The 23,416-nt window shown below is 49.1% G+C and carries 19 protein-coding genes; 9 read left to right on the forward strand and 10 right to left on the reverse strand.

Annotation, left to right across the window (positions count from 1 at the left end; genetic code table 11):
• Position 1: 1 nt before the first annotated feature.
• From FHP88_RS09350 to FHP88_RS09365, 4 genes are all read right to left on the reverse strand, one after another.
• Positions 2-799 (reverse strand): outer membrane lipoprotein-sorting protein, encoded by a 798-nt coding sequence (locus FHP88_RS09350; RefSeq protein ID WP_144358778.1) that lies wholly within the window; start codon positions 797-799, stop codon positions 2-4.
• Positions 774-3,104 carry an efflux RND transporter permease subunit gene (locus tag FHP88_RS09355; protein WP_144358779.1) on the reverse strand — a complete coding sequence of 777 codons (2,331 nt, stop codon included), beginning with the start codon at positions 3,102-3,104 and terminating at the stop codon, positions 774-776. Before FHP88_RS09355 ends, FHP88_RS09350 begins: the two co-directional genes overlap by 26 nt.
• 149 nt (positions 3,105-3,253) lie before the next feature.
• On the reverse strand, positions 3,254-4,000 hold the full coding sequence (locus FHP88_RS09360; protein ID WP_144358780.1) for a TetR/AcrR family transcriptional regulator: 747 nt from the start codon (positions 3,998-4,000) through the stop codon (positions 3,254-3,256).
• Positions 4,001-4,106: 106 nt separating this feature from the next.
• Positions 4,107-5,312 (reverse strand): MFS transporter, encoded by a 1,206-nt coding sequence (locus FHP88_RS09365; RefSeq protein WP_144358781.1) that lies wholly within the window; start codon positions 5,310-5,312, stop codon positions 4,107-4,109.
• Between the two features lie 69 nt (positions 5,313-5,381).
• On the opposite strand from FHP88_RS09365, the gene FHP88_RS09370 reads away from it, so the two are divergent.
• Entirely contained in the window at positions 5,382-6,161 is a 780-nt protein-coding gene (locus FHP88_RS09370) for an AraC family transcriptional regulator (protein ID WP_144358782.1), read from the forward strand.
• Here the strand turns inward: FHP88_RS09370 and FHP88_RS09375 are convergent.
• From FHP88_RS09375 to FHP88_RS09385, 3 genes are read right to left on the reverse strand one after another with little or no spacing between them, the layout of a single operon-like run.
• On the reverse strand, positions 6,158-7,738 hold the full coding sequence (locus FHP88_RS09375; protein WP_144358783.1) for a SpoVR family protein: 1,581 nt from the start codon (positions 7,736-7,738) through the stop codon (positions 6,158-6,160). The two genes, FHP88_RS09370 and FHP88_RS09375, sit on opposite strands and share 4 nt — an antisense overlap.
• Positions 7,735-9,000 (reverse strand): YeaH/YhbH family protein, encoded by a 1,266-nt coding sequence (locus FHP88_RS09380; protein WP_144358784.1) that lies wholly within the window; start codon positions 8,998-9,000, stop codon positions 7,735-7,737. Before FHP88_RS09380 ends, FHP88_RS09375 begins: the two co-directional genes overlap by 4 nt.
• Positions 9,001-9,058: 58 nt before the next feature.
• Positions 9,059-10,981 carry a PrkA family serine protein kinase gene (locus FHP88_RS09385; protein WP_144358785.1) on the reverse strand — a complete coding sequence of 641 codons (1,923 nt, stop codon included), beginning with the start codon at positions 10,979-10,981 and terminating at the stop codon, positions 9,059-9,061.
• A 346-nt stretch (positions 10,982-11,327) separates the two neighbouring features.
• On the opposite strand from FHP88_RS09385, the gene mazG reads away from it, so the two are divergent.
• From mazG to FHP88_RS09405, 4 genes are all read left to right on the forward strand, one after another.
• Positions 11,328-12,122, forward strand: a complete 795-nt coding sequence (gene mazG / locus FHP88_RS09390; RefSeq protein ID WP_313957288.1) for a nucleoside triphosphate pyrophosphohydrolase — start codon at positions 11,328-11,330, stop codon at positions 12,120-12,122.
• A 5-nt stretch (positions 12,123-12,127) separates the two neighbouring features.
• Positions 12,128-13,693, forward strand: coding sequence for a M48 family metalloprotease (locus FHP88_RS09395; protein ID WP_186297670.1), 1,566 nt, complete (start codon positions 12,128-12,130; stop codon positions 13,691-13,693).
• A gap of 88 nt (positions 13,694-13,781) precedes the next feature.
• Complete coding sequence (locus tag FHP88_RS09400; protein ID WP_144358787.1) at positions 13,782-14,645, forward strand: DUF4743 domain-containing protein; 864 nt, start codon at positions 13,782-13,784, stop codon at positions 14,643-14,645.
• Positions 14,646-14,732: 87 nt separating this feature from the next.
• Positions 14,733-16,823: a carboxy terminal-processing peptidase gene (locus FHP88_RS09405; RefSeq protein ID WP_144358788.1), complete on the forward strand. Its 2,091-nt coding sequence runs from the start codon at positions 14,733-14,735 to the stop codon at positions 16,821-16,823.
• A gap of 22 nt (positions 16,824-16,845) precedes the next feature.
• Here the strand turns inward: FHP88_RS09405 and FHP88_RS09410 are convergent, their stop codons facing one another.
• Positions 16,846-17,727, reverse strand: coding sequence for a serine hydrolase (locus FHP88_RS09410; RefSeq protein ID WP_260843228.1), 882 nt, complete (start codon positions 17,725-17,727; stop codon positions 16,846-16,848).
• A gap of 223 nt (positions 17,728-17,950) precedes the next feature.
• Between FHP88_RS09410 and gshA the strand changes: the two genes are divergently transcribed.
• The gene (gene gshA / locus FHP88_RS09415) at positions 17,951-19,525 is read left to right on the forward strand and encodes a glutamate--cysteine ligase (RefSeq protein ID WP_144358789.1); all 1,575 of its coding nucleotides are present in this window, start codon (positions 17,951-17,953) and stop codon (positions 19,523-19,525) included.
• A gap of 14 nt (positions 19,526-19,539) precedes the next feature.
• Here gshA and FHP88_RS09420 read toward each other — a convergent pair whose 3' ends face one another.
• The gene (locus FHP88_RS09420) at positions 19,540-20,376 is read right to left on the reverse strand and encodes an SDR family oxidoreductase (RefSeq protein ID WP_260843229.1); all 837 of its coding nucleotides are present in this window, start codon (positions 20,374-20,376) and stop codon (positions 19,540-19,542) included.
• Positions 20,377-20,641: 265 nt separating this feature from the next.
• Here FHP88_RS09420 and pomA point away from each other — a divergent pair, with 265 nt between their 5' ends.
• From pomA to FHP88_RS09435, 3 genes are read left to right on the forward strand one after another with little or no spacing between them, the layout of a single operon-like run.
• Positions 20,642-21,403, forward strand: a complete 762-nt coding sequence (gene pomA / locus FHP88_RS09425) for a flagellar motor protein PomA (protein ID WP_144358790.1) — start codon at positions 20,642-20,644, stop codon at positions 21,401-21,403.
• A 5-nt stretch (positions 21,404-21,408) separates the two neighbouring features.
• Positions 21,409-22,323: a flagellar motor protein MotB gene (locus tag FHP88_RS09430; RefSeq protein WP_144358791.1), complete on the forward strand. Its 915-nt coding sequence runs from the start codon at positions 21,409-21,411 to the stop codon at positions 22,321-22,323.
• 48 nt (positions 22,324-22,371) lie between these two features.
• Positions 22,372-22,974 (forward strand): PilZ domain-containing protein, encoded by a 603-nt coding sequence (locus FHP88_RS09435; RefSeq protein WP_144358792.1) that lies wholly within the window; start codon positions 22,372-22,374, stop codon positions 22,972-22,974.
• An 8-nt stretch (positions 22,975-22,982) separates the two neighbouring features.
• On the opposite strand, the gene FHP88_RS09440 is transcribed toward FHP88_RS09435, so the two are convergent.
• Complete coding sequence (locus tag FHP88_RS09440) at positions 22,983-23,414, reverse strand: DUF1841 family protein (RefSeq protein ID WP_144358793.1); 432 nt, start codon at positions 23,412-23,414, stop codon at positions 22,983-22,985.
• Positions 23,415-23,416: the final 2 nt, after the last annotated feature.

Raw genomic sequence — 23,416 nt, forward strand, 5'->3', positions numbered from 1 at the left:
CTTATCGTGCACGCTTCAGGCTATTTTTATTGAAGTCAGCATCATTCAATCCATTACCAAATGAGTAGTTCTTCCAGAGCAATTCGGTGCTTTTTCCTGTCTGGTGATTGAGCATGTCCATTTTGTCTGGCCGCCAGTATTTACCCAAGTATTGATTGTAACCGCTATAAGACAGGGTCTTTAGCAGGCTATCTTTACGATCATAAAACTCGGCTCGTTGAACACGATATTCAGCTTGGTCTATCCAGACAACGCGACGCGTGTAACCAGAGTTTTTATCAACAGGAAATTGCTCTACAACAAAACAGGTCTGTTCATTGATGGTATCGTCTTTGATGTATTTGTAAGTGTATTTTTCAATTTCAAATGAACTCAGGTCTTCATAGGCAAATTCAGAGCCCATGAAGGGGCCTGATTTGTTCCGCGACGAGATTCTCTTGACCCGCTTTAATGCAGGCAGATAGAGCCACTGATCATCCGCTTCTGTGGCATGGGAGAAACTGAGAAACGCAGTCCCTTTGACATCCAGTGGCTTGTCAAAGATGGTCAGGCTTTTGTCGCCATCATTTGCTTGCTCAAGTGACTGAATGCGAATTTCACGCAGACTCTCTTCACCCTGCTTATTACGCAGGATCATCTGCATGTCCGCCTTCATATCACCCCAGCCGGTATCACGGGCAATACTTTCGGCGGCTATGGCATGGCCTTTCTCTTCGGCTGTCTCGGCTAGAAGCGGTGCTGATAAACAGAGCAGAGCCATCAGCAGGAAATAGTTACGCGGCATTATGTGCCTTCTCATTATCAGTAGCTCCTTCGGTAACAGTGGGTGAATGGGTATCCAGTTTTATCAGCAGGGGTGGCAGGAACAGGAAGTCGATTGCCAGTGCAATCAGGATCGTTATGGCGGTCAGCAGACCCATGTCAGCATTGATTTTAAAGCTGGATTGAGCGAGTACCATGAATCCACAGACCAGTACCAGTGTGGTGATCCAGAGTGCGCGCCCGACACTGCCAAAGGCATAACGCACGGCAGCTTGGGTATCGGCGTTGCGTTCTCTTCTGGCACGCAGGTATTTGCTTAAGAAATGAACGGTGTCATCAACAACAATACCTAGTGTCATTCCGGCCACTACTGAGAGCGCAAGCCCGACCTGTCCATTAATAAAGTACCAGGTACCAAAACCTACCGCTGCCGGGGTCAGGTTTGGCAGCAGACTGATCAATCCAAACTTCACTGACTTTAACGCAATACCCAATAGCAGGGAGATCAACACCAATGCCAGCGTAATACCGATCAGCATGCTCTTGATATTTCGCTGCCCAATGTGAGCAAACATTAGAGCAGGGCTGGCGATATCCACTTTATACTCTGCGGCATTCAGTTCAAACCATTTCAGAATACGCTGTTCTAAAGCGATCTGTTCATTGCTGGTCATGTTATTAAATGTGGCCACCAGTCGGGTGGATGATTTATCCACATTGAGCTGATTATTCAGGTCCAGTCCATAGGGTAAGGACATCTCGTAGAGCAATAGGTATTGGGCGGCCAGCTCTTGGCTGTCAGGAAGCTTATACCAGGCGGGATCATCCGCATGCATATTTCGGTTCAAACGCTTCAAAGTATCAGTCAGCGTGTTGACGTGATCTGTTTCAGGTTGTTCACGCAGCCAGCTACTGAGATCTTCAAGCTTCTGCAAAAATAACGGACTATTGATGCCACTCGATTTCCCACTATCAATGGATATTTCCATGGTGGTCATGCCGGAAATGTTTTCTTGCATGAAATCCGTTGCTTGCCTGAAGGGTACGGAGGTGTCGAAATACTTTACGAAATCATCATTCAGCTCATTTTTTGGCAGGAACAGGATGATGAAAACCATAATCATGGCGGTCACAGGAAGAAGCCATCTTCGGCTCCGTACCACAAAGTCTGCAAAATGCATCATCAGGTCGCCACGTTCTTTATGCGGCTTAACCTTCAGCGGCAGTATGGTAAGCAGGGCAGGAAATACCGTCACCGAAAAGACAAATGCCAACATCACGCCCAATGCCACCATGTTGCCCAGATCCCTGAAGGGTGGTGAGTCGGAAAAGTTCATACTCAAGAAACCAATTGCGGTAGTCACACTGGTAAGAAAGATGGGCTGATAATTGATGCGCAAGCTATCAATAATGGCTTGCCGTTTTTCAACGCCATGCCGCATCTCATAAAACAGGGTGCTGAGGATGTGGATACAGTCAGCTACCGCGAGTGTGAGGATCATGGTAGGTGCACTGACTGAAGGACCCGTTAAATAAAACCCACTCCAACCTGCAATACCCATGGTGGATACAATGCTGAAGATGATGATGAGTACAGTTGAAATTGTTCCGGTAATCGTGCGAAGAAAAAGTCCTATAGTCAGTGCCACAATCAAAAACATAAGTGGGACAAGTGTGGAAAAATCATTTTGGGACGCCTCAGCAAAGCTGGTATTCATCATCACCATACCTGAGAGGTAGACCTCAACGTCCGGATTGGCTTCAAGGAACTCTGCCTTTAGCTCCCTGACTTTTGCGGTGACCTCGGGTATCTCCTCAACCGGGTTTATCCCGGGAAGTTGTACAGTGGTGTTGACTATCGCAACGTGGGCTTTGGGTGAGATCAGCTTTTTCAGCAACAGCGGTTCATTGATAGCGATCTGTTTGGCATGATCCAGGGCATCCTGATTCATCGCCAGGGGATCCAGTGCCAAATCCTCAACAATCAACTCATCGCCGTTTGCATAGCTATGTTGATAGTTGGTGATGGAATCGACTCGGGTTGAGAAAGGGATTTGCCAGGATGCCTCAGTCAGCGTTCTGATGGCCTCAAGTCGTTCCCGAGTAAAAATCTGCCCATCCTTTGGCGCGACAATGAAGGCCACGTTATCGCTTTTGTTGTAGATTTTCTGAATGGATTCATAGGCCGTTAGTTGGGGATTTTCTTTACCAAAGAAGACGCGGTAGTCACTCTTAAAAACCAGTTTCTGTGCGCCCGCGGCGGCGGCAACCACAAAAATCAGGGTCGCTACAATCACCCAGATCGGATGCCGCATGACGAGATGGGTCAGTTTTTGGTGCATTTATCTATTCTCCATTTATGTTGTGCACCCAACTACGGCACGTTTGCTGGTTGTTGGTTTAATCATGCTATGTTTTTTTAGTCGTATCTGTAACAGAATAAACTGGCTATGGGATTATACTGATTATTCATTCCATTGTTTGGTCCTGCTCACAATTCGCCTTGTGGATTGCCGACTTGTGCAGACTCTTCTAGAAATATCTCGTGGGCAATACGTCTAACGCTCTCGCTGTAGTCCGTCTCATGGCTTAATGGATACCACTGCATCCCGTCAAGCAGTAGGTTGGCGTGATTGAACACCTCTATCTGGAATGCCAATCCATTCCGGCCACTGCACTTTCCCTCGCTGTTAATCAGCAGTGCTATTGCGCCAAAGCTACCTGCCCAATGCGTGAATACAATTTGCTGCCTGGACATATGCTTGGGTAATACCAGCTCACCTTTTTCAATCGCTTCATCGACGAGATTGAGCATTGGTCCCATGAGACGGCCCTCTAGCTGGTAATGTTCTGTCTGTCTCCGCTCTGAGGTGCGCTCAATCATTGCGGCTGTTTTTGCTGAGACCACCAGCATAAATTGGGTAGGTTGCAGGAGTGCATGCAGCAGATAGGCATAGAGAATGGCGAGCATTCTCTCTCGGGTTGATCCGTCAAAGGTGATGGCGCGAGAAAACAGATCTGCAAGTACGCTCATCCCTGAATTGCAGACCCCGGTGAGCAGGTCCTCCCGGCTACTGAAGTGGTTGTAGACGGTGCCTTTAGAGTAGGGAACCTTGGCGACCACCTTATCCATAGTCAGACCGGCAGTACCGTCAACTTCCATGATCTGTAGGGCAGCCTCAATGAGCTCCATCTCTCTAGCCAGTAGTTGGTTATTGTCTATTAGTCGTGGGCTCATGTTTATTGTTGACGCTTCGTCATTGACGTTTCGTCAATAATAAACAAAAGCAAGGGCGAATCAACCCGAAAAAAGGTGTGATTATTGTTTTGCGGGCTGGGGGGGATCAGAGCTGGCTTGGGCGGCTTGCCAAAATATTGGGCAGACGGTGTTCTACTCCGGCCTCTGGACTATCCGGGATCATTAAGGAGAGAAGCAGCGAAATCAAAGCCATAGCTGCACCTGAGTAGAATACAAGCGCTGGTGATGCAAGCCAGAGTAATCCAAAGCTGGCTGGTATCACGACTGCAGCAATGTGGTTGATAGAGAAGCTGACCCCCGCCGTAGAGGCGATATCTTCAGGTGCCGCAATCTTCTGAAAGTAGGTCTTCAGGGCAATAGCCATAGCGAAAAAGAGATGGTCCAGCACATACAGGCCTGCTGCGAGTTCAGATTGCTCAACCAACGCATAACCACTGAATACCAGGATCAAACCGGTATATTCTATGAGTAGCGCATTTCGCTCGCCTATTCTCCCAACCAGTCGACCGATGCGTCTAGCGAACAGGACGTTGAGTGAGGCATTCAGTAGAAACAGTAGGGCAATATCGCTTACCGAATACCCAAACTTCTCAACCATCAGAAAGCCGGCAAACACCACGAATATCTGGCGACGAGCACCTGACATAAATGTGAGTGCGTAGTAGAGCCAGTATCTGCGCCGCAATACCATGTGTTTGTGCTGCTCGGTATGTTGCGGAAAGAGTGGGAAGGCTATCCAGGCGATTGTCGCTATGGCTATGGTTATACCGCCTGTCACGAGATAGAGCCATAGGTAGTCAAGTTGGAGGAGGTCATTGCCGAGCCAGATCAATCCAAAAGTGAGAATGGCGGCGAAAGAGCCCGTGGCAATCAAGCGCCCGAGAGTCTCGGCAGCGCTACCTTTATCTATCCACTGTAAGGCGAGAGAAGTCTGTAGAGTTTCGTAGTAGTGAAAGCCAATAGACATCAATACGGTGGTCAAATAAAGTCCGATGATACTTGGAAAGAATCCGGTTAATGCCGTACCAATGCCAAGTAGCAACAATGATATGTACGCCAGCGTTTGCTCGCGAAATAGCAGCAGTAGAAAGATGACACCAAAGGCCAGAAAGCCAGGAATTTCCCGCAGGCTCTGTAGGATACCCATCTCACGACCTGTAAAACTGGCCATCTCAATGGCAAAGTTATTGAGTAGTGCCTGCCAGGCTGCGAAGCTGATCGGTACAGCCGCCGCCATGAGCATTAGAAGTGTCTCGGGGCGTATCCAGCGATGAGTGATGTCTCTTATCATGGGTCATTCTCGCTCAATTTGGCTTGGCGTGTTACAGTCAAAAAGACAATTACTATAGAGAAATAGACATTGTTACAGCCCTCCACAACAGGACAGATCATCAATCCCGACTTGCCGGTAGTGTCGATCGCTTTGGATATAGAGCGAGAACAGGGCGCCCCGCATACCCATCCTCGTGCCCAGTTGCTCTACTCTATTCAGGGGGTGATGCGGGTAGTGACTTCACTGGGAACCTGGCTGGTTCCTTCCACCCAGGCTGTCTGGATTCCCTCCATGATTGAGCATCAGGTGATTGCAAACGAAGCGATTGCGCTACGTACTATCTATGTTGATCCGGCCTGGACAGACGGCTTGCCTAATGATTGCTGTGCAATTGCAGTAAGTGAATTGTTGCGGGCGTTAATACTGCGTGCTGTGAAGATCGGCAATAGCTATCCGCCTGAAGGACCAGAAAGGCGGTTGATGGGCGTTATTCTGGATGAGTTGCGACAGATGAAACGAGCTCCGCTGCATCTGCCAATGCCCAAGCATGCGCGGGTCAGAAAGGTGATAGATGCACTGATTGCCCATCCTGAAGATTCTCGGACCATTGAGGCGTGGTCGGCTGTCGTTGGGAGTAGCCCACGAACATTGTCACGACTTTTTTTGAAACAGACCGGGATGAGTTTTGGTGCCTGGCGAAGACGATTACGGCTGATGGAAGCGATTGACCGATTGGGAAAGGGTGAATCGGTAACCCAGGTTGCCTTTGAACTGGGTTATCAGAGTACCAGTGCCTTTTCGGCAATGTTTCGAAGTGAGTTAGGTGTTTCACCCAAATGTTATAGCCTGCAAGAGAGTGCTGCTTAGTCCCGGTCGGCGTCCTCTTTACCTGGCTTTGGACAGCGGTGGGTGATGCGCTTCGTTCCATCACTCTCTACCGTTTCAATCTCAACATTGAAACACCACAGGCGGTGCAAGTGTTTGATCACCTCTTCAGTGGTCTCGGAGAGGGGCCTGTTCTTATCCTGGTAATAGCGAAGAGTCAGCGTTCTGTCGCCCCGATGATCCACGTTGTACACCTGAATATTGGGCTCCCGATTACTGAGGTTGTATTGTGCACTCAGTTTTTCTCTGACCCTCTTATAGCCGCCGTCATCATGAATGGCCGAGATACCCAAAGTTTCTTCGCTGTCATCATCCAGTACGGCGAATAAGCGGAATTCGCGAATCAGTCGAGGGGAAAGATACTGTCCAATGAAACTTTCATCTTTGAAGTTACGCATGGCGAAGTCGAGGGTCTTTTGCCAATCAGTGTTGGCGATATCAGGGAACCACTGCAGATCCTCATCGGTTGGCTCTTCGCAGATGCGGCGTATATCCATCATCATCTTGAAGCCCAGGGCATAAGGATTGATTCCGGAATAGTAGGGGCTGTCAAAGTCCGGCTGTGATATCACGTTAGTGTGCGTGTGAAGAAACTCCATCATGGCGGCATCGTTGATCAATCCCTCGTCATACATTTGATTCATGATGGTGTAATGCCAGAAGCAGGCCCATCCCTCATTCATCACCTGAGTCTGTCGTTGTGGATAGAAATACTGCGCAATTTTTCTTACGATACGAATGATTTCACGCTGCCAGGGCTTGAGTAGAGGGGCATTCTTTTCAAGAAAATAGAGAATATTCTCCTGTGGTTCTGGTGGAATGCGTTTGTTTTCTTTCTCCCTTTTTTCAGGCTCGAAAATATTCAGTTGTCGCCACAGTTCGTTGACATGGTGCTGTAACATGAGTTCTCTGTCAGACTGAATAAGCGGTTCATCTTCAAGTGTTTCACCTGCCCGTCGTTTGTAGCGGTCTACACCAAAGTTCATCAGGGCGTGACATGAATCCAGAATATCTTCAACCTCTTCTACGCCGTACTTTTCTTCGCATTCGGCTACATAGTTCTTCGCGAAGATAAGGTAATCAATGATGGCTTCTGCGTCGGTCCAAATCTTAAAGAGATAGTTGCCCTTGAAAAAACTGTTATGTCCATAGGCCGCATGCGCTATCACCAATGCCTGCATGGTGAGTGTGTTTTCTTCCATCAGATAGGCAATGCATGGGTTGGAGTTGATGACAATTTCATAGGCCAGATTCATCTGACCCCGTTTATAGTTTTTTTCCGTTATGACAAACTGCTTGCCAAAGCTCCAATGGTTATATCCAATCGGCATACCAACTGAGGCGTAGGCATCCATCATCTGTTCACTTGAGATCAATTCCAATTGCACTGGATAGCAATCGAGATGAAAGATATCTTTTGCTATACGCTCAATCTGTTGGTTGTATTCCTCTATCAGGTCAAAGGTCCAATCTGACTCGGTAGAGATGAGGCGCGTCGACTCTTTATGCGGCCGTGCTTCGGAGCTTTTGGCAGAAGTTTTTTCTTTTGTTCTACTCATGCTTCTTGCCTTTTAAATAGCTCATGAAAAACAGGGTAGATATCACCGGTATCCCTGATCTGTTTCATGGAGAAGGCTTCAAACATCTCTCCGACTTTTTCATACTCTCGCCAAAGGCCTTGATGTTCCTGATTATGTATCTCCACATAAGCGTAGTACTGAAGATAGGGCATGATTGAATCAATCATAAGATCCCGGCAGGTGGCGCTATCATCTTCCCAGTTGTCACCGTCACTGGCTTGTGCGGCATAGATGTTCCAGTCTTCCGTGGGGTAGCGTTCCCGAATAATGTCACGCATCAGTTTTAATGCGCTTGATACGATGGTCCCCCCGGTTTCACGGGAGTAGAAAAACTCTTCTTCATCGACCTCTTTCGCCGAGGTGTGATGGCGTATAAATACGACATCAGTCTTCTCATAGCTGCGGCTTAGAAACAGATAAAGCAGAATGAAAAAGCGCTTGGCGATATCCTTTGTGGCCTGGCTCATGGAGCCTGAGACGTCCATGATGCAAAACATTACCGCCTGTGTGATCGGTTTTGGCTGGGGGATGAACTGATTAAACTTGAGGTCATAGGTGTCAATAAAGGGGATGGCTTCAATGCGTGAGCGTAATAGAGACAGCTCTTCTCGCAAGCCTTTTATCTTCTCCTCGTTGTGCGGTTTTTTATCCAGTTCCTGTTTCAGGACTTCTTCAAGTTCCCTGCAGCGTTTACTGTAGGGTGATGCAATGGCTATCTTGCGACCCTTTGCGCGCCGCATAGTGCGCACCAGATTCAAGTTTGATGCAACGCCCGTGTTGGAGAAACCCGATCTGACCAGCGTTTGAGTGGCCTGTGCAGCAACTTTTGTTTTTACCAGATTGGGAAGGGCGAGTTCTTCGAATAACAAATCGAGATACTCGTCCTTGGAGATCTCGAAGCCGAAGTCATCATCCCCTTCGCCCGAATTGGAGGCCTGACTGCCCCCACCGCCTTGATTTGATTTTTCAGGCCGCTTTACCTGATCACCCTCACTGAACTCTTTGTTACCAGGGTGAACATTTTCTTGTATGCCTCCAGAGCCATGATGAATGATTGGCTCTTTGACATCCTTGGCGGGGATGTTGATCTTTTCGCCAGACTCAGTATCCGTAATGGATCGTTTACTGATCGCATCAGATACGGATTTTTTAATCTGCTGTTTGTATCTCCGCATCAATCTTTGACGGTTCACGGCGCTCTTGTTTCGCCCGTCCAGTCTGCGGTCAATGATCATGGCCATAGGTCACATCCTTTATTCATACTCAATCGACTCTCGCTGTTACATCACCTCCTTCATGTTAGTTGGCCTTCCGAACACGCAGATACCACTCGGACAGTAATCGAACTTGCTTGCGCGTGTAGCCTTTGGTCATCATGCGGCTGATGAAGTCCTCATGTTTTTGCTGGTCCTCAGTAGAGGCCTTGGCATTGAAGCTGATAACCGGCAATAACTCTTCGGTATTAGAGAACATCTTCTTCTCGATAACGGTGCGCAATTTTTCATAGCTGGTCCAGCTGGGGTTTTTGCCATTGTTATTGGCGCGTGCGCGTAACACGAAGTTGACGATCTCATTGCGAAAATCTTTCGGATTGGAAATGCCCGCTGGCTTTTCAATTTTCTCCAACTCTTCATTAAGTGCGGAGCGGTTAAGAAACTCGCCTGTGTCCGGGTCACGAAACTCTTGATCCTGCAGCCAGTAATCAACATAGGTGACATAGCGGTCAAAGATGTTTTGTCCGTACTCTGAATAGCTTTCGAGATAAGAAGTCTGAATCTCCTTGCCAATAAACTTGATGTATTCGGGAACCAGGTGTCCCTTGATGTATTCCAGATAGCGTTCCTGCAGCTCTGGCGGGAATTGTTCCTGCATGATCTGTTGTTCTAATACATAGAGTAGATGAACGGGATTGGCTGCAACTTCGGTATTGTCAAAGTTGAAAACTTTGGAGAGGATCTTGTATGAGAAACGGGTGCTGAGTCCGTTCATGCCTTCATTGACGCCAGCATAGTCCTTATACTCCATAAGGCTTTTGGCCTTGGGGTCAGTGTCTTTCAGATTTTCTCCGTCATAGACCCGCATCTTGCTCCAGATGTTTGAGTTCTCAGGCTCTTTCAAGCGTGTCAAGACTGCGAATTGGGCCATCATTTTGAGTGTGTCCGGTGCGCAGGGTGCTTCTGCCAGACTCGAATGGGTAATCAGCTTTTTATAAATCTCTATCTCTTCAGTGACTCGGAGGCAGTAAGGCACCTTGACGATGTTGACGCGATCCAGGAAGGCCTCATTGTTCCTGTTGTTTTTGAAGCTCTGCCATTCTGATTCGTTGGAGTGAGCCAGGATGATACCTTCGAATGGAATGGCGGATATGCCTTCAGTGCCTTTGTAATTACCCTCTTGTGTTGCCGTAAGTAGGGGATGCAGCACTTTAATCGGTGCCTTGAACATCTCGACGAATTCAAGCAAGCCCTGATTGGCTTGGCAGAGTCCACCAGAGAAGCTGTAGCAATCTGGATCGTCCTGGGAAAATTCATCCAGCTTTCTAATATCCACTTTGCCAGTCAGGCTGGAGATATCCTGATTGTTCTCATCGCCAGGTTCGGTCTTGGCAATACCCGTCTGGCTAAGTCGGCTCGGCCATACTTTTACGACCTTGAATTTAGAGATGTCCCCGCCATACTCGCGCAATCGTTTAACCGCCCAGGGGCTGGGTATATGGTCCAGGTAGCGGCGTGATATTCCATAGCGCTCGAGGATAAGTTCGCCATCTTCGTTGGGGTCGAATAGGCCCAGCGGGCTCTCATTCACAGGAGACCCTTTTAAGGCATAAAAGGGCACTTTCTCCATGAGGTATTTGAGTTGTTCGGCAAGGGACGACTTGCCGCCACCCACTGGGCCTAACAGGTACAGGATCTGCTTTTTCTCTTCCAGACCCTGGGCTGCGTGACGCAAGAATGACACTACCGATTCGATAGCATCTTCCATTCCATAGAATCCATTGAAACTTGGGTAGGTCTTGATTACCTTGTTGGAGAAAATGCGGCTGAGGCGAGGGTCTTTGCTGGTGTCTACTAGATCTGGATCACCGATGGCTATGAGCAGTCTTTCTGCAGCAGAGGCGTATACTGATTTGTCCTCTTTACAGAGATCCAGATACTCTTCCAGTGTTATTTCCGATTCCTGATTGGCCTCAAATCGACTCTGATAATGGTCAAAAATAGTCATGGAGTCGTCCCTCCTGATAGTGTGATACGGTACCGCCATCCGCATTTACAGCAGTATGGTGTCTGTTTTCTCCTCGCCTAGTCTGTCCGTTATTCGTTATGTTTTTCGGCGCAACCAACATAAAGATATACTTCGCTTCAGTTTATGTTGATTTCGTGTAACGCTTATTCGAGAAGCTTAGTTGATGTTTTAGAACTTTGCCGTGAATGTTGTTAAAAAAAAGCGGCATAATATTTAGTGACAGCATTCAGGCAAAGTTAGTTTCAAATAATTTGAATTGATTATCGTGCAGTATGCCAACAGCGATTTTTCAAATGTTGGGCGATAAAAACATGAAGGTGTATCGATGAGTATGCAGCAACTGATTGAGATAATGGCCCAGCTAAGAGATCCAGAAGGAGGCTGTCCTTGGGACAAGGAGCAGACGCTGGAGACTATTGTTCCCTATACCATTGAGGAGGTATATGAGGTCGCTGACAGCATTGCCAAAGATGATATGCCAGAGTTGTGTGATGAGCTGGGCGATCTCCTTTTTCAAATCGTCTTCTATGCGCAAATTGCCAGTGAGCAGGGCAATTTTGATATGGGCGATGTGACACAGAGTATTTGCCAGAAAATGTTGCGTCGTCACCCGCATGTCTTTGCTGATGTAGAAGTGGCCGATGTCCATGAACAGACTCTTCGGTGGGAACAGTTAAAGGCCGAGGAGCGTCAAATAAAGGCCGGGACTTTGCCGGCTCGTCAGCTTGATGGCGTTGCCAGGGCGCTACCCGCACTGATACGGGCCGAAAAATTACAAAAGCGTGCAGCAAAAGTGGGTTTTGATTGGTCAGATAAGATGGATGTGCTGGCAAAGGTCAAAGAAGAGTTGGCCGAACTGGAAGCTGAATTGACGGTTTCCCAACCGGCCCCTCAAAAGATTGCAGAGGAGATGGGCGATCTGCTATTCAGTTGTGTCAATCTGAGCCGACATCTTGGTTTGCATGCCGAGACATTGTTACGTGAAGCTAATGATAAATTCCAAACACGGTTCAACGGTATGGAAGAGATGGTTTTGGCAGAGGGTAGATCATTAAAGGACTCCACATCGTTGGAGATGGAAGATAAATGGGAAGCCGTAAAGAAAATGGAAGGTAAATGATGAGGATGAATAGACGTTTGCCACATTGGCTATGGCCGCTTTGGGTTTTACTGATTGTTGCGGGTATCACGGGCTGTGCCACCAATCCAGTGACAGGAAAGAGTGAGCTGGCGCTGGTTTCAGAAGCGAGTGAATTACAAATTGGCCAGTCACAGTATCAGCCCAGCCGTCAGATGCAAGGAGGTGACTATAAGCTTGATCCCTCCCTGATCAAGTATGTGCAAGGTGTGGGACAACGTCTGGCGGCCGTCAGTGATCGAAAGTTACCCTATGAGTTTGTTGTGCTTAACGATTCAACCCCTAATGCCTGGGCCTTACCCGGTGGCAAGATCGCAGTGAATCGGGGATTACTGCTGGAATTGGATAATGAAGCTGAACTGGCGGCTGTGCTGGGGCACGAGATTGTCCATGCGGCTGCACGCCATGGTGCACAGGGAATAGAGCGCGGCATAGTACTCCAAGGTGTATTGCTCGCGGCCGGAGTAGCGACTCGTGACAGTGACTATTCTCAGTTGGCGGTCGGTGCTGCAGCTGTAGGGGCCAACCTGATTAATCAAGGCTATTCGCGTGATGCAGAGTTGGAGGCGGATCTGTTTGGTATGACCTACATGGTCCGGGCAGGATATGATCCGATGGCGGCTGTAGGGCTGCAGGAGACCTTCGTCCGCCTCTCAAAAGACCGTAAAGAAAATTGGCTGTCAGGTCTGTTTGCCAGTCACCCCCCCTCCATGGAACGTGTTGAGAAGAATCGGGAGACGGCCAGACGGCTGGCGAAAGGCGGGGATTTGGGGCGTGAGCGTTATCAAAAGCAGATAGCCGCATTGAAGCGTGTTGCCCCTGGATATGCAGCGTACACAGAGGGGTTGGCTGCCCTGCGTGATAAGAAGCCAGATCAGGCTTTGGCGCTGGCAAAAAAGGCGATCAAAATTGAGCCCAGAGAGGCCCTGTTTCATGGGCTTAATGGGGATGCGTTGGTGCTGAAGCGGAATAACCCAGCCGCGCTGAGTGCCTACGACCGGGCGGTGCAGTTGGATAGTGATTTTTTCAGGCATTTGCTTAAACGAGGCGCGGTCAAGGCGGAGTTGGGCGATCACGTAGGTGCCAGACAGGATTTAAGTAAAAGTATCGAGCTTCTGCCAACAGCAGATGCGCACTATCTCCTCGGTCAGGAAGCCTTGCGGGCAGGAGATAGGCAGCAGGCCTTGGCACACTATCAGGCCGCTTCTGGCGCTTCGTCTGGGAGTGGCCAGGCTGCGGCTGCGGCATTGGTAAGGCTTGATCTCCCTGCGCATCCGCACAAATATCTTAATACCTCCCTGGCCGTTGACTCTTCCGGTAGGTTGCTGATTCAACTGGAAAACCGGACAACCGTTGCAGTCAGTAATCTGCACGTTCAGTTGGGTGAGCGTAGTGCCAGCGGGCGGGTCAGCGTACGTGCTGAATATAAGGTTCCGGAAAAGCTGGAACCTGGTCAGCGGATAGTGTTAAGGAGTGAATTCCGGCTGGCCAATGCCGGGTTGGTGAGTCGCTGGGCGGGGCGGGTAGTACGGGCGGTGATTGATGACCGCTAGTCAACACACATACCCGTGTGTGTTGCTGGGTTCGAATAATCTGCGCTTGCTGGTTGAGTCCATAAGCCAAACTCAGGAATAATGCCGTATGAGTTTTTTGGATCACATAGCCGCTTGCAATACCCACGATGCGAGTCGTTTTCTCCCCTTTATTGTTTCAGGGCATGTTGTTGGCCGGGTAAACCGTGACTTCGTACGACGGCTGTTGTCCTGGCCCGAGATATTTGATATTACGGACGCCTCTGTTTCGCTTATGGATCGAGGGGATGGCTTGGCACACCGTTCCGAAAAAGTGGCTGATGCGCTGGAACGGCTAGTCAAACAGGGCGTGTTGCGCCCTTTTCATGGTGAACAATATGCGGCGTATGCCGATGGGACTCCTGGTCCGCTGTTACTTATTGATCGGGCGATGGCGCCTTGCTTTGGTATTCGGGCCTTTGGGCAGCATGTCAACGCCTTTGTCCGAAGCCCTGATGGGCTAAAGATGTGGATCAGTCGTCGTGCGGAAGACAGACTCCACTACCCCGGACATCTGGATAATCTCGCTGCAGGTGGACTTCCTTACGGTATTTCCCTCGAGGAGAATCTGGCCAAAGAGTGTTGGGAAGAGGCGGGCATACCCCTTGAGTTGGCAGAACATGCCGTTCCCGTTGGCGCTGTAAACTACCACATGGATACTCAAATCGGTTTTAAATCCGATACGCTCTATTGTTATGACCTTGAATTACCAATAGATTTTACACCTGCTTGCACTGATGGTGAGGTGCAGGCGTTTTATCTCTGGCCAGTTGAGGAGGTAATGGAGCGCGTGAGAAGTGGCAATGAATTCAAACTCAACTGTAACCTGGTTATTATTGATTTTCTTATCCGCCATGGCTATATCAACCCGGATGAGCCGGGATATATGAACCTGCTCACGGGCTTACATCCAGTTATGCCATTCCTCGAATAGGGCGTGCTAAACTCAAACTCATCATGTGATGAAACCTATGGGGCCCATTTGAGGTCCAACGGTTGTTTACGGGATATTACTCTGCCTATGAAATTTAGATATCTGCTGCTTTCGGCCTTTCTGCTACTCCAGAGTGTATCGCTGGTATTTGCCAGTGTCCGGGAGGTTCCACTAGATGAACTGCAGCCGACCCGCTCACAGCGCCAATCCACTCTGATCATTTTAAAAGTGATCGATGAGTATCATTACAAGAAGCATCAGCTAAATGATGAGATGTCAAAGGCGATATTAGATCGCTATCTGACAGTGCTGGATCCCAATAAAAACTTCTTTATGCAGGGTGATTATGACCGTTTTGCAGTTGTGAGCGATCGATTGGATGATGACCTGAAAGAGGCGAGGCTCGACTCCGCATTCAATATCTTTCGAGTATACCGTCAGCGGGTTGATGAACGCATTGATCTTGCGTTGAAATTGTTGGAAGTGGATTATGATTTTACGATCAATGAAAGCTATCAATTCGACCGCGAAAAGAGCCCCTGGGCAACCGATAAGCGGGACCTGGATGAGCTTTGGCGCAAGAAAGTAAAAAGCGATATCCTTAGTCTGAAGCTGAAGGATAAACCGCTGGATGAGATTCGCAGCACCCTGGAAAAGCGCTATGCCGGAATCCAGCGGCGCACTCGCCAGATGGACTCTGATGATGTGTTCCAGATCTTCATCAACTCCTATACGCTCAGTCTTGAGCCCCATACTTCCTATATGTCTCCCCGTGTTTCGGAGAATTTTGATATCAGCATGCGTCTCTCTCTCGAGGGTATAGGTGCAGTGCTGAAAAATGAAAATGAATACACCGTGGTACAACGCACGGTGGTTGGTGGTCCTGCTGCCCTGAGCGGTCAGGTCAACCCGGGGGATCGTATTATCGGAGTCGCGCAGGATGCCCAAGGCGAGATGGAAGATGTCGTTGGTTGGCGGCTACAGGATGTGGTTGATCTGATTCGGGGAGCGAAGGGGACCACTGTTCGCTTACAGTTACTGCCGGAAGATGAAGGTTCCACCGGTCGTTCCAAGCTGGTCACTTTGGTTCGTAATGAGATTAAGCTTGAAGACCAGGCGGCCAAGAAATATATCATTGAAGGCCTGGGTGGTATGGGTAGTACTAAAATCGGAGTCATTGATCTTCCAGCATTTTACCGGGATTTCCAGGGCTTTTCTAAAGGTGATGAGAATTCTACCAGCACCACGCGGGATGTCCGTCGTTTGCTTAAAGAGTTAGAGGCGGAAGGGGTTGATGGTGTCATCATTGATTTGCGACAGAATGGCGGTGGCTCTTTGGTAGAAGCTACCGAGCTGACAGGGCTTTTCATTCCCTCCGGCCCAGTGGTCCAAGTTAAAAATGCCTCTGGAAATCTCGATATAGAGCGTGATCCCGATCCCGCTCAGGTATATGGCGGTCCGTTGGCTGTCTTGGTTGACAGGCACAGCGCTTCGGCCTCGGAGATTTTTGCCGGGGCCATACAGGATTATCATCGCGGTATAATCATAGGCGAACCTACTTTTGGAAAGGGGACGGTACAAACGCTGGTTGATCTTGGTCGATTTGTTCGTTATGGCGATAAGAATCTTGGACGGCTTCGCCTAACGATGGCGCAATTCTTCCGCATAAATGGTGGTAGCACGCAGTTCAAAGGTGTCGTCCCTGATATTATTTATCCTTCAGCCGTTCAGTCGGATGAGCAGGGCGAGCGAAGTCTTGAAAATGCACTTCCCTGGGCCCAGATTCGCGCTGTACAGTATCAAAGTCAGGGGTTGGGCGTATTAGAACCGTATCTGCAGAAGCATCAGCAGCGCGTAAAAAATGACCCTGGTTTTACCTATCTCACGCAGGTCGAAACCCTGTTGAAAGAGGTCCGGGAGCAACATTCGGTCTCGTTACTGGAGAAGGATCGGGTGGTTGAATGGGATTTGCGGGAAAAACGCCGTAAGGCAGAAAAAAATCATTTCCTGACGGCAATTGGTTTAGCGCCCGAGCCAGATGAGAGTGATGAAAAAACAAACCGGACTGATCCTGTTTCTGACAAGGATGATCCTGTTGCCCGGATCATGCTCAACGAAGCCGCGCATATCCTTGCGGATTATATTGGGGGGCAAAGTCGGGCTGCGATGGTCAATTAACCAGATTGATTAACCCGGAAAGTCAGCTGTCTATCCACTTCCGAATGCGGTTGGCATCACCAAATGGGGTGAGTTTTCCAAAGGAGTTGAGTAACACAATAATCAACTCTTTTCCTTTCATTTCAGCCTGCATGACCAGGCAACGACCGGCCTCGTTAATATAGCCGGTCTTGCTTAAGGATATATTCCAGGCTCGATTTTTTAATAATCGATTCGTGTTTCCAAACGTCAGCGCACCTTTTTTGGGATAAGGGTGAACATCCATTTTGAGACGGGTGGTAGCGGCCTCTATCTCAGGGTAGCGACTCGCCGCGCTGACCATCAGTGCCAAATCATGAGGGGATGCCACATTGTCTGCTTCCAATCCGGCAGGATCTGTAAACTGGCTCTGTGTCATGCCTAAGGCCTGCGCCTTGGTGTTCATGGCCTTGATAAAGGCCTCGGTGCCACCAGGATATGTCCGGGCCAGGGCGCTGGCGGCGCGGTTTTCGGAGGCCATCAGGGCGAGATTCAGCAGGTCTCCACGACTGAGTGTGGCCCCGTATTTGAGTCTTGATCCGGTTAGTTTTATCAGGTCTCTGTCCTGCTTGGTGATAGGGATCTTTTCATCCAGTGAGAGTTTGGCATCGAGTATGACCATTACGGTCATTAGTTTGGTAATGGACCCTATAGGCCTCGGTTGCTGGCTCTTCTTGCTGTATAACTCATTGCCCGCTTTATCGATAATCAGCACAGAGGCAGAGCGTAGTTTCAGTTTTCGGGTATCAAGATGAGTCCATATCTCACGGTCAATAGCCTCAGTAGCAGGGTTTTCTTGTGGCTGCGCCGTGTGCTGGGTGCTGTTTTTACCCGCGTATAGTGCACTGCTGGATAGAATAAGGATGAATAAAACCAGGTTCTTCAATCTCTTGTCTCGGGCTATTGAAATTAGACTATCTTTGCCCAACCTGATGTTAATTGCAAAAAGTGTTGTGATTGGGTGTGGCCCGCGGCAATAGTCTGGAGATGTGGTTGATGCATCGGACAGATGATAGTCGCAATGGCTATAATGCCAGTTAAGGAATGGGGCTTTGTCCGGTGCAAGTGGGACGAATATCCAAATCAGACATATAGCCGGGACATTACGATTGTATCAAACAGTTGAAGACCGCATTCGGCAATTGCCGGATGATATCGGACAGTACCTCGCCACGGGGGGGGCTGTAGGGCTCGAAAAGGAGTGCCTGCGCGTATCTGACAGCGGTAGTATTTCACAACAACCGCACCCTTCCAGTCTCGGTTCAGCCCTTACAAATGCCTATATTACGACGGATTATTCTGAAGCACTGGCTGAGCTGATTACGCCACCCTGCCAGCAGGTTGATGAGGCACTGGCATTTCTCAGTGATACCCAGAAGTTTGTCTATGATCATCTGGACAATGAATACCTCTGGGCGACCAGTATGCCCTGTGTCCTGGATGGGGGAGAGAATATTCCGCTGGCCTATTACGGCACCTCCAATCCCGGCATTATGAAGAATGTCTATCGTAGAGGGTTGGGTCACCGCTATGGCAGAACTATGCAGGTGATCGCCGGAGTACACTTTAACTTCTCTTTTGATGAGGCCTTCTGGCCACTGTTCAGGGCGATGCAACAAAGCAACAAGTCGCTACGTGATTTTACCGATGACGCCTATCTGTCACTGATCAGGAATTTGCAGCGATTTGGCTGGTTGATTCCCTATCTTTTTGGTGCATCACCTGCGGTCTGCAAGTCCTTTTTAGGTAATAAGCAGACGGACCTTGTTCTATTTGATAAAAATACCTACTACGAACCCTATGCGACCTCTCTACGCATGGGTGATATCGGTTACACCAATAGCAAAGAGAAAGGCGTTGGCATCAAGGCCAACTATAACAATCTACAGAGTTACATTGAGAGCTTGACCCATGCGATCGAGACCCCCTGTCCGATGTGGGAGAAGATCGGCGTAGAGGTGAATGGACAGTATGAGCAGTTGAATGCCAACATCCTGCAGATTGAGAATGAGTACTACACCACTGTTCGCCCCAAGCAGATCCTGCACGGCATGGAGAAACCCACAATTGCTTTGCGTCGCCGTGGTGTTCGCTATATTGAATTGCGTTCTCTCGATGTGAATGCCTTCCATCCTTTGGGCGTCAGTCATGAGCAACTCTATTTTTTACGTGCCTTTATGGTCTATTCGTTGTTGATGGATAGTCCGCCCATCAATGTACAGGAGCGTAGAGAGATTGATCAAAATATTGGTGGGGCAGCTCACCGTGGACGCGATCCTGCACTCTATCTTTCTCGTCAAGGTCGTGATATTCGTTTACGTGACTGGGCGCGTGAGTTACTTCAAGCGATGATACCAGTGTGTGAATTACTGGATAAATGGGATGATGCTAGACCTTATACGGCAACCCTTCAGCAGCAGATGGCCTGTGTCGATGATCCTGAGCTGACCCCTTCAGCCAGAATGCTACAAGAGATGCGTGATCAGGGAGAAGGCTTCTTCCATTTCGCCAAGCGAAAGTCACTTCAGCACCAGGCCTATTTCAGTGGCTTGGTACCGAGTACGGAGCGATATCAGCTGCTACTCCAGGAAGCGAAGTCCTCACTGGCACAGCAGCATCAGATTGAACAAGAGGATAAACAGACATTTACCCAGTTTTTGGCGGACTATTTCGCGCAACACTGAGTCTGTTTTTGGTCTCAGACTTGACGGAGTACCCAATCCATTGCCCAAAAAGGGAGCAGGCGTTTTAACGTCCCAAACAGGTAGGTCGGAAAGGTCACGTAGTATCGTATCTTTGGCCGAGGGCTCTCCAGGGCGTGAATGACTCTCTTGAGTACGGATTCTGGTGGCAGTGTGAAGGGTACCGCTGGTCCCTTTTTAGTCAGGCGTTCTTCCATTGCTTGATAGGCCTGCCTATGGAAGCTCTGTGTCGGGTCAATGTTCTGTTTCCACATGCTGTAGGCATTGGCACGAAACTGACTTTCGATGGGGCCTGGTTCGATCAGGCTGATCTTAATCCCGCTACCCCTCAATTCTGCCCGCAGGGTGTCGCTGAGTCCTTCCAGTGCAAATTTACTCGCATTATAGGCGCCCCGATAAGGCAGTGCGGCAAACCCGAGGACCGAGCTGTTTTGGATAATGCGTCCCTCTCCCTGTTTGCGCATTATCGGAATGACCCGACAGGTGAGCTCGTGCCAGCCAAAGAGGTTAGTCTCAAACTGTGCCCTCAAGGTTTCCCTGGATAGATCTTCTATCGCACCTGGCTGTCCATAGGCGCCGTTATTGAAGAGGGCATAGAGTTTTCCGCCAGTGATCGCAAGGGTGTGAGCAACGGCCTGCTCAATGCTTGCGGAATCCGTCAGATCAAGCAGAATGGCGCTAAAGCCGGCTGCGGTTAATCGGTCTACATCTTCCTGCTTCCGGGCGCTGGCAATGACCTTATATCCGCGCATTCTCAGACCTTCTGCAGCGCAGAGACCAATGCCACTGGAGCAGCCAGTAATGAGCACGCTTTTATCAATCAGGTTTTTCACGCCTATCTTCCTGTGGGTCAATTATTATAGAAAGTCAGCCCTTTCCTCAGACACCGAATTTTGATTCTGAGCGATACCAAGTTACGTAGTTGTGTCTGAAGGATCAAGCCGCTTTCTTTGTGGAGCGAAGGGTTTGCAGATAATAGTGGATTAACCGAATATAGAATGGTGTTGAACGTTAAAGTTTTTAGCGATGTATCCGCTACAAACGTTAGTACTGAAATAGGTTTTTGCGCGGCCTAGAGGGCGTAATGAGGAAGTATTTGTGGATATAGCGACACTGATCGGATTATTGGGCGGTTTTGGCATCATTATTGGTGCTATTGCCACGGGCGGCGATGTCATGCTGTTTGTTAACGTGCCCTCGATTCTGATTGTGGTAGGTGGCACTTTCATGGTGACGTTGATGCAGGTCTCCCTGAAAGATTTTCTGGGCTCATTCAGTATGGGCATGAAGGCCTTCTTCTATAAGACAGATGATGCAGCGACCTTGATTGAAGAGGCGGTCACACTGGCGGATGTGGCACGTAAAAACGGGTTGTTGGCATTGGAAGGTCAAGAGATCAGTAATGAGTTTCTCAAACAAGGTATTGGGCTCTGTGTTGATGGGCATGATCCCGCCTTGGTTAATCGGTTGCTCAGTAAAGATATTGATCTGACTATACAACGCCACGAGGTGGGTCAGACCATGTTTAAGAATATGGCTACTATGGCCCCTGCCATGGGTATGATTGGCACTCTGGTTGGTCTGGTGCAGATGTTGGCGAATATGTCGGATCCTGCCAGTATTGGGCCGGCAATGGCGGTGGCGCTGCTTACCACGCTCTATGGTGCGGTGATTGCCAATGCCTTTGCTCAGCCGCTGGCCGATAAACTGGCCCGGGCAAGCGCCCTGGAAAAGACAAATAAGTCATTGATTATAGAGACAATAGCCGGCATTCAAGAGGGCATGAATCCGCGTGTTCTCGAACAATTGCTTTCTACCTATCTCCCCTCCAATAAACGTACCAAGGATGAGGCAGAGTAACGGGTATGTCAGATGATTGCCCAAAATGTGATGCAGGATTACCCCCCTGGTTGGCAACCTTTGCTGATTTGATGTCCTTGTTGATGTGTTTTTTCGTACTGCTGCTCTCATTTGCAGAGATTGATGCCATCCGATTCAAAAAGATGGCGGATTCTATGAAGGATGCCTTTGGCGTACAGCGGGAAGTACAGGTGACTGATATCGTCATGGGGACCAGCGTTATTAAGCAGGAGTTTAGTCCCTCTACCATTCCAGAGCCCTCACTGGTCGATGAGGTGCGTCAACAGACCACAGACGTAGAGAAACAGCATCTTGATGTCCCGGATGCGGCTTCGAAATCAGAGGCTGAAGTGGCCGCTGAGGCAGAGGCAGAGGCAGAGGCAGCGGAAGAGGCAGCGGCAGAGGCAGCGGAAAAACTGATGCAGGAGATTGCCCAGCAGGCCGAAGAGATCAAAGAGGCCATGCAGCTGGAAATTGAAGAAAAATTGGTCACTGTTGAGACACAGCAGGCGAAGATTATTATACGTATTAATGAAAAGGGCTCATTCCCTTCAGGTAGCGCAAAGCTGAATGATGATTTCTACGGTGTGATGGTGCGTCTCAGTGAAGCGGTGGCTAAAACCCCCGGTAAAGTCGTTGTGGCGGGACATTCCGATGACGTGCCGATATCGACCAATCGTTTTCGGTCAAATTGGGAGCTCTCTTCCGCCCGAGCCGTTACTGTGGTACATGCCCTGTTGGATGATCCAAACGTTGATCCTGGCCGTGTAAAGGTTGAGGGGCATGCCGATTCACAACCTTTAGTGCCTAATGATTCCAGAGAGAACAGAGCCATCAATAGGCGTGTCGAGCTGATCATTGAGCGTGGCTCCGATGTTGAGAGTGGTGAGGCCTTGGCCATTCCACCTGCTCAGGGCTAGGGTGATTGATGATTTATTCAAGCAGCAGAAAGCAGGAGTGAAGGGCCGTTGAAGATCAGTCAGGATGAGCGCAGGCAGTATTTTCGTATCGAAGACAGTTTGACACTCAGCTATCAGAAGGTGCCATTGGACGAGGTTCCTGATTGTGTTGAGCGTCTTGAGCAAGAGCTCGACAGTCATTTTACCGTGGTCAGCAGCCTTGCCGCAGTTACCCAGGAGATGACGGGTACCTTGCATAAAATAGAGGCGAGTCGCCCTGAAATTGCGGCCTATTTAAAATCACTGGATAAAAAGATTGATATCCTTGGGCGGGCTTTTTTGGCACAGGCAACTGAGCTATTCACTCAGCCTACTCAGGAAGTGAATCTGAGTGCCACCGGGATTTCGTTTAATGTATCGGAACCCGTTTCGGAAGGCACTATTCTGGAGCTTAAAATCCTCTTATTACCCTCCTATACTGGAATTCTCTGCTTTGCTGAAGTGGTGAGTTGTGATGAGCGGGATGCCTCTGATTCAGATCACAGCTATAATCTCAGAACAAATTTCTCACATATACGAACACGTGATCGCGATGTTTTGATCCAGCATGTTATTCAGCGTCAGGGTGCTCAGATCAGGCAAGCGCGTGAAGCGCAAGAAAGAGAAAGTTAATAACGCTGTTATTTAGTCACCCGTTGTTTGACGCAGTGTAGATAAGCCTGTTCATCGGGTGCACGGTTTTCCCGCTGCGCCTCCCAAAGCATTTTTCCCAGACACTCCATCATTTGGTGTTCAGCCTCATGGCTGTCGCCCACTTTTGCCACGGCTTTTTGATAAAGATTGCGAATACCGGCAGGCCGGTCGGTGCCGATTTGCTCCTGTAGACTGATGTGCATACCCATATGTAGGAAGGGATTCGTCTCCCCGCCATCGGGAAGGAAATCTTTGTCGAGCGCATTGTCTGCTGATTCAATCAGTGGATGATATTCCGGGTGCTGCTGAATAACCCCTGCGAGAAGTTGCTCAAGGGGCACTAACATCTCTCCGCTCTGGGCCTTACGCCAGGTCTCGGTAAAAAAACGGCGCATTTGTGTTCTATCAGATCCAAACATTA

The organism is Sedimenticola selenatireducens (genome assembly GCF_007625115.1).
Taxonomy (GTDB): domain Bacteria; phylum Pseudomonadota; class Gammaproteobacteria; order Chromatiales; family Chromatiaceae; genus Sedimenticola; species Sedimenticola selenatireducens_A.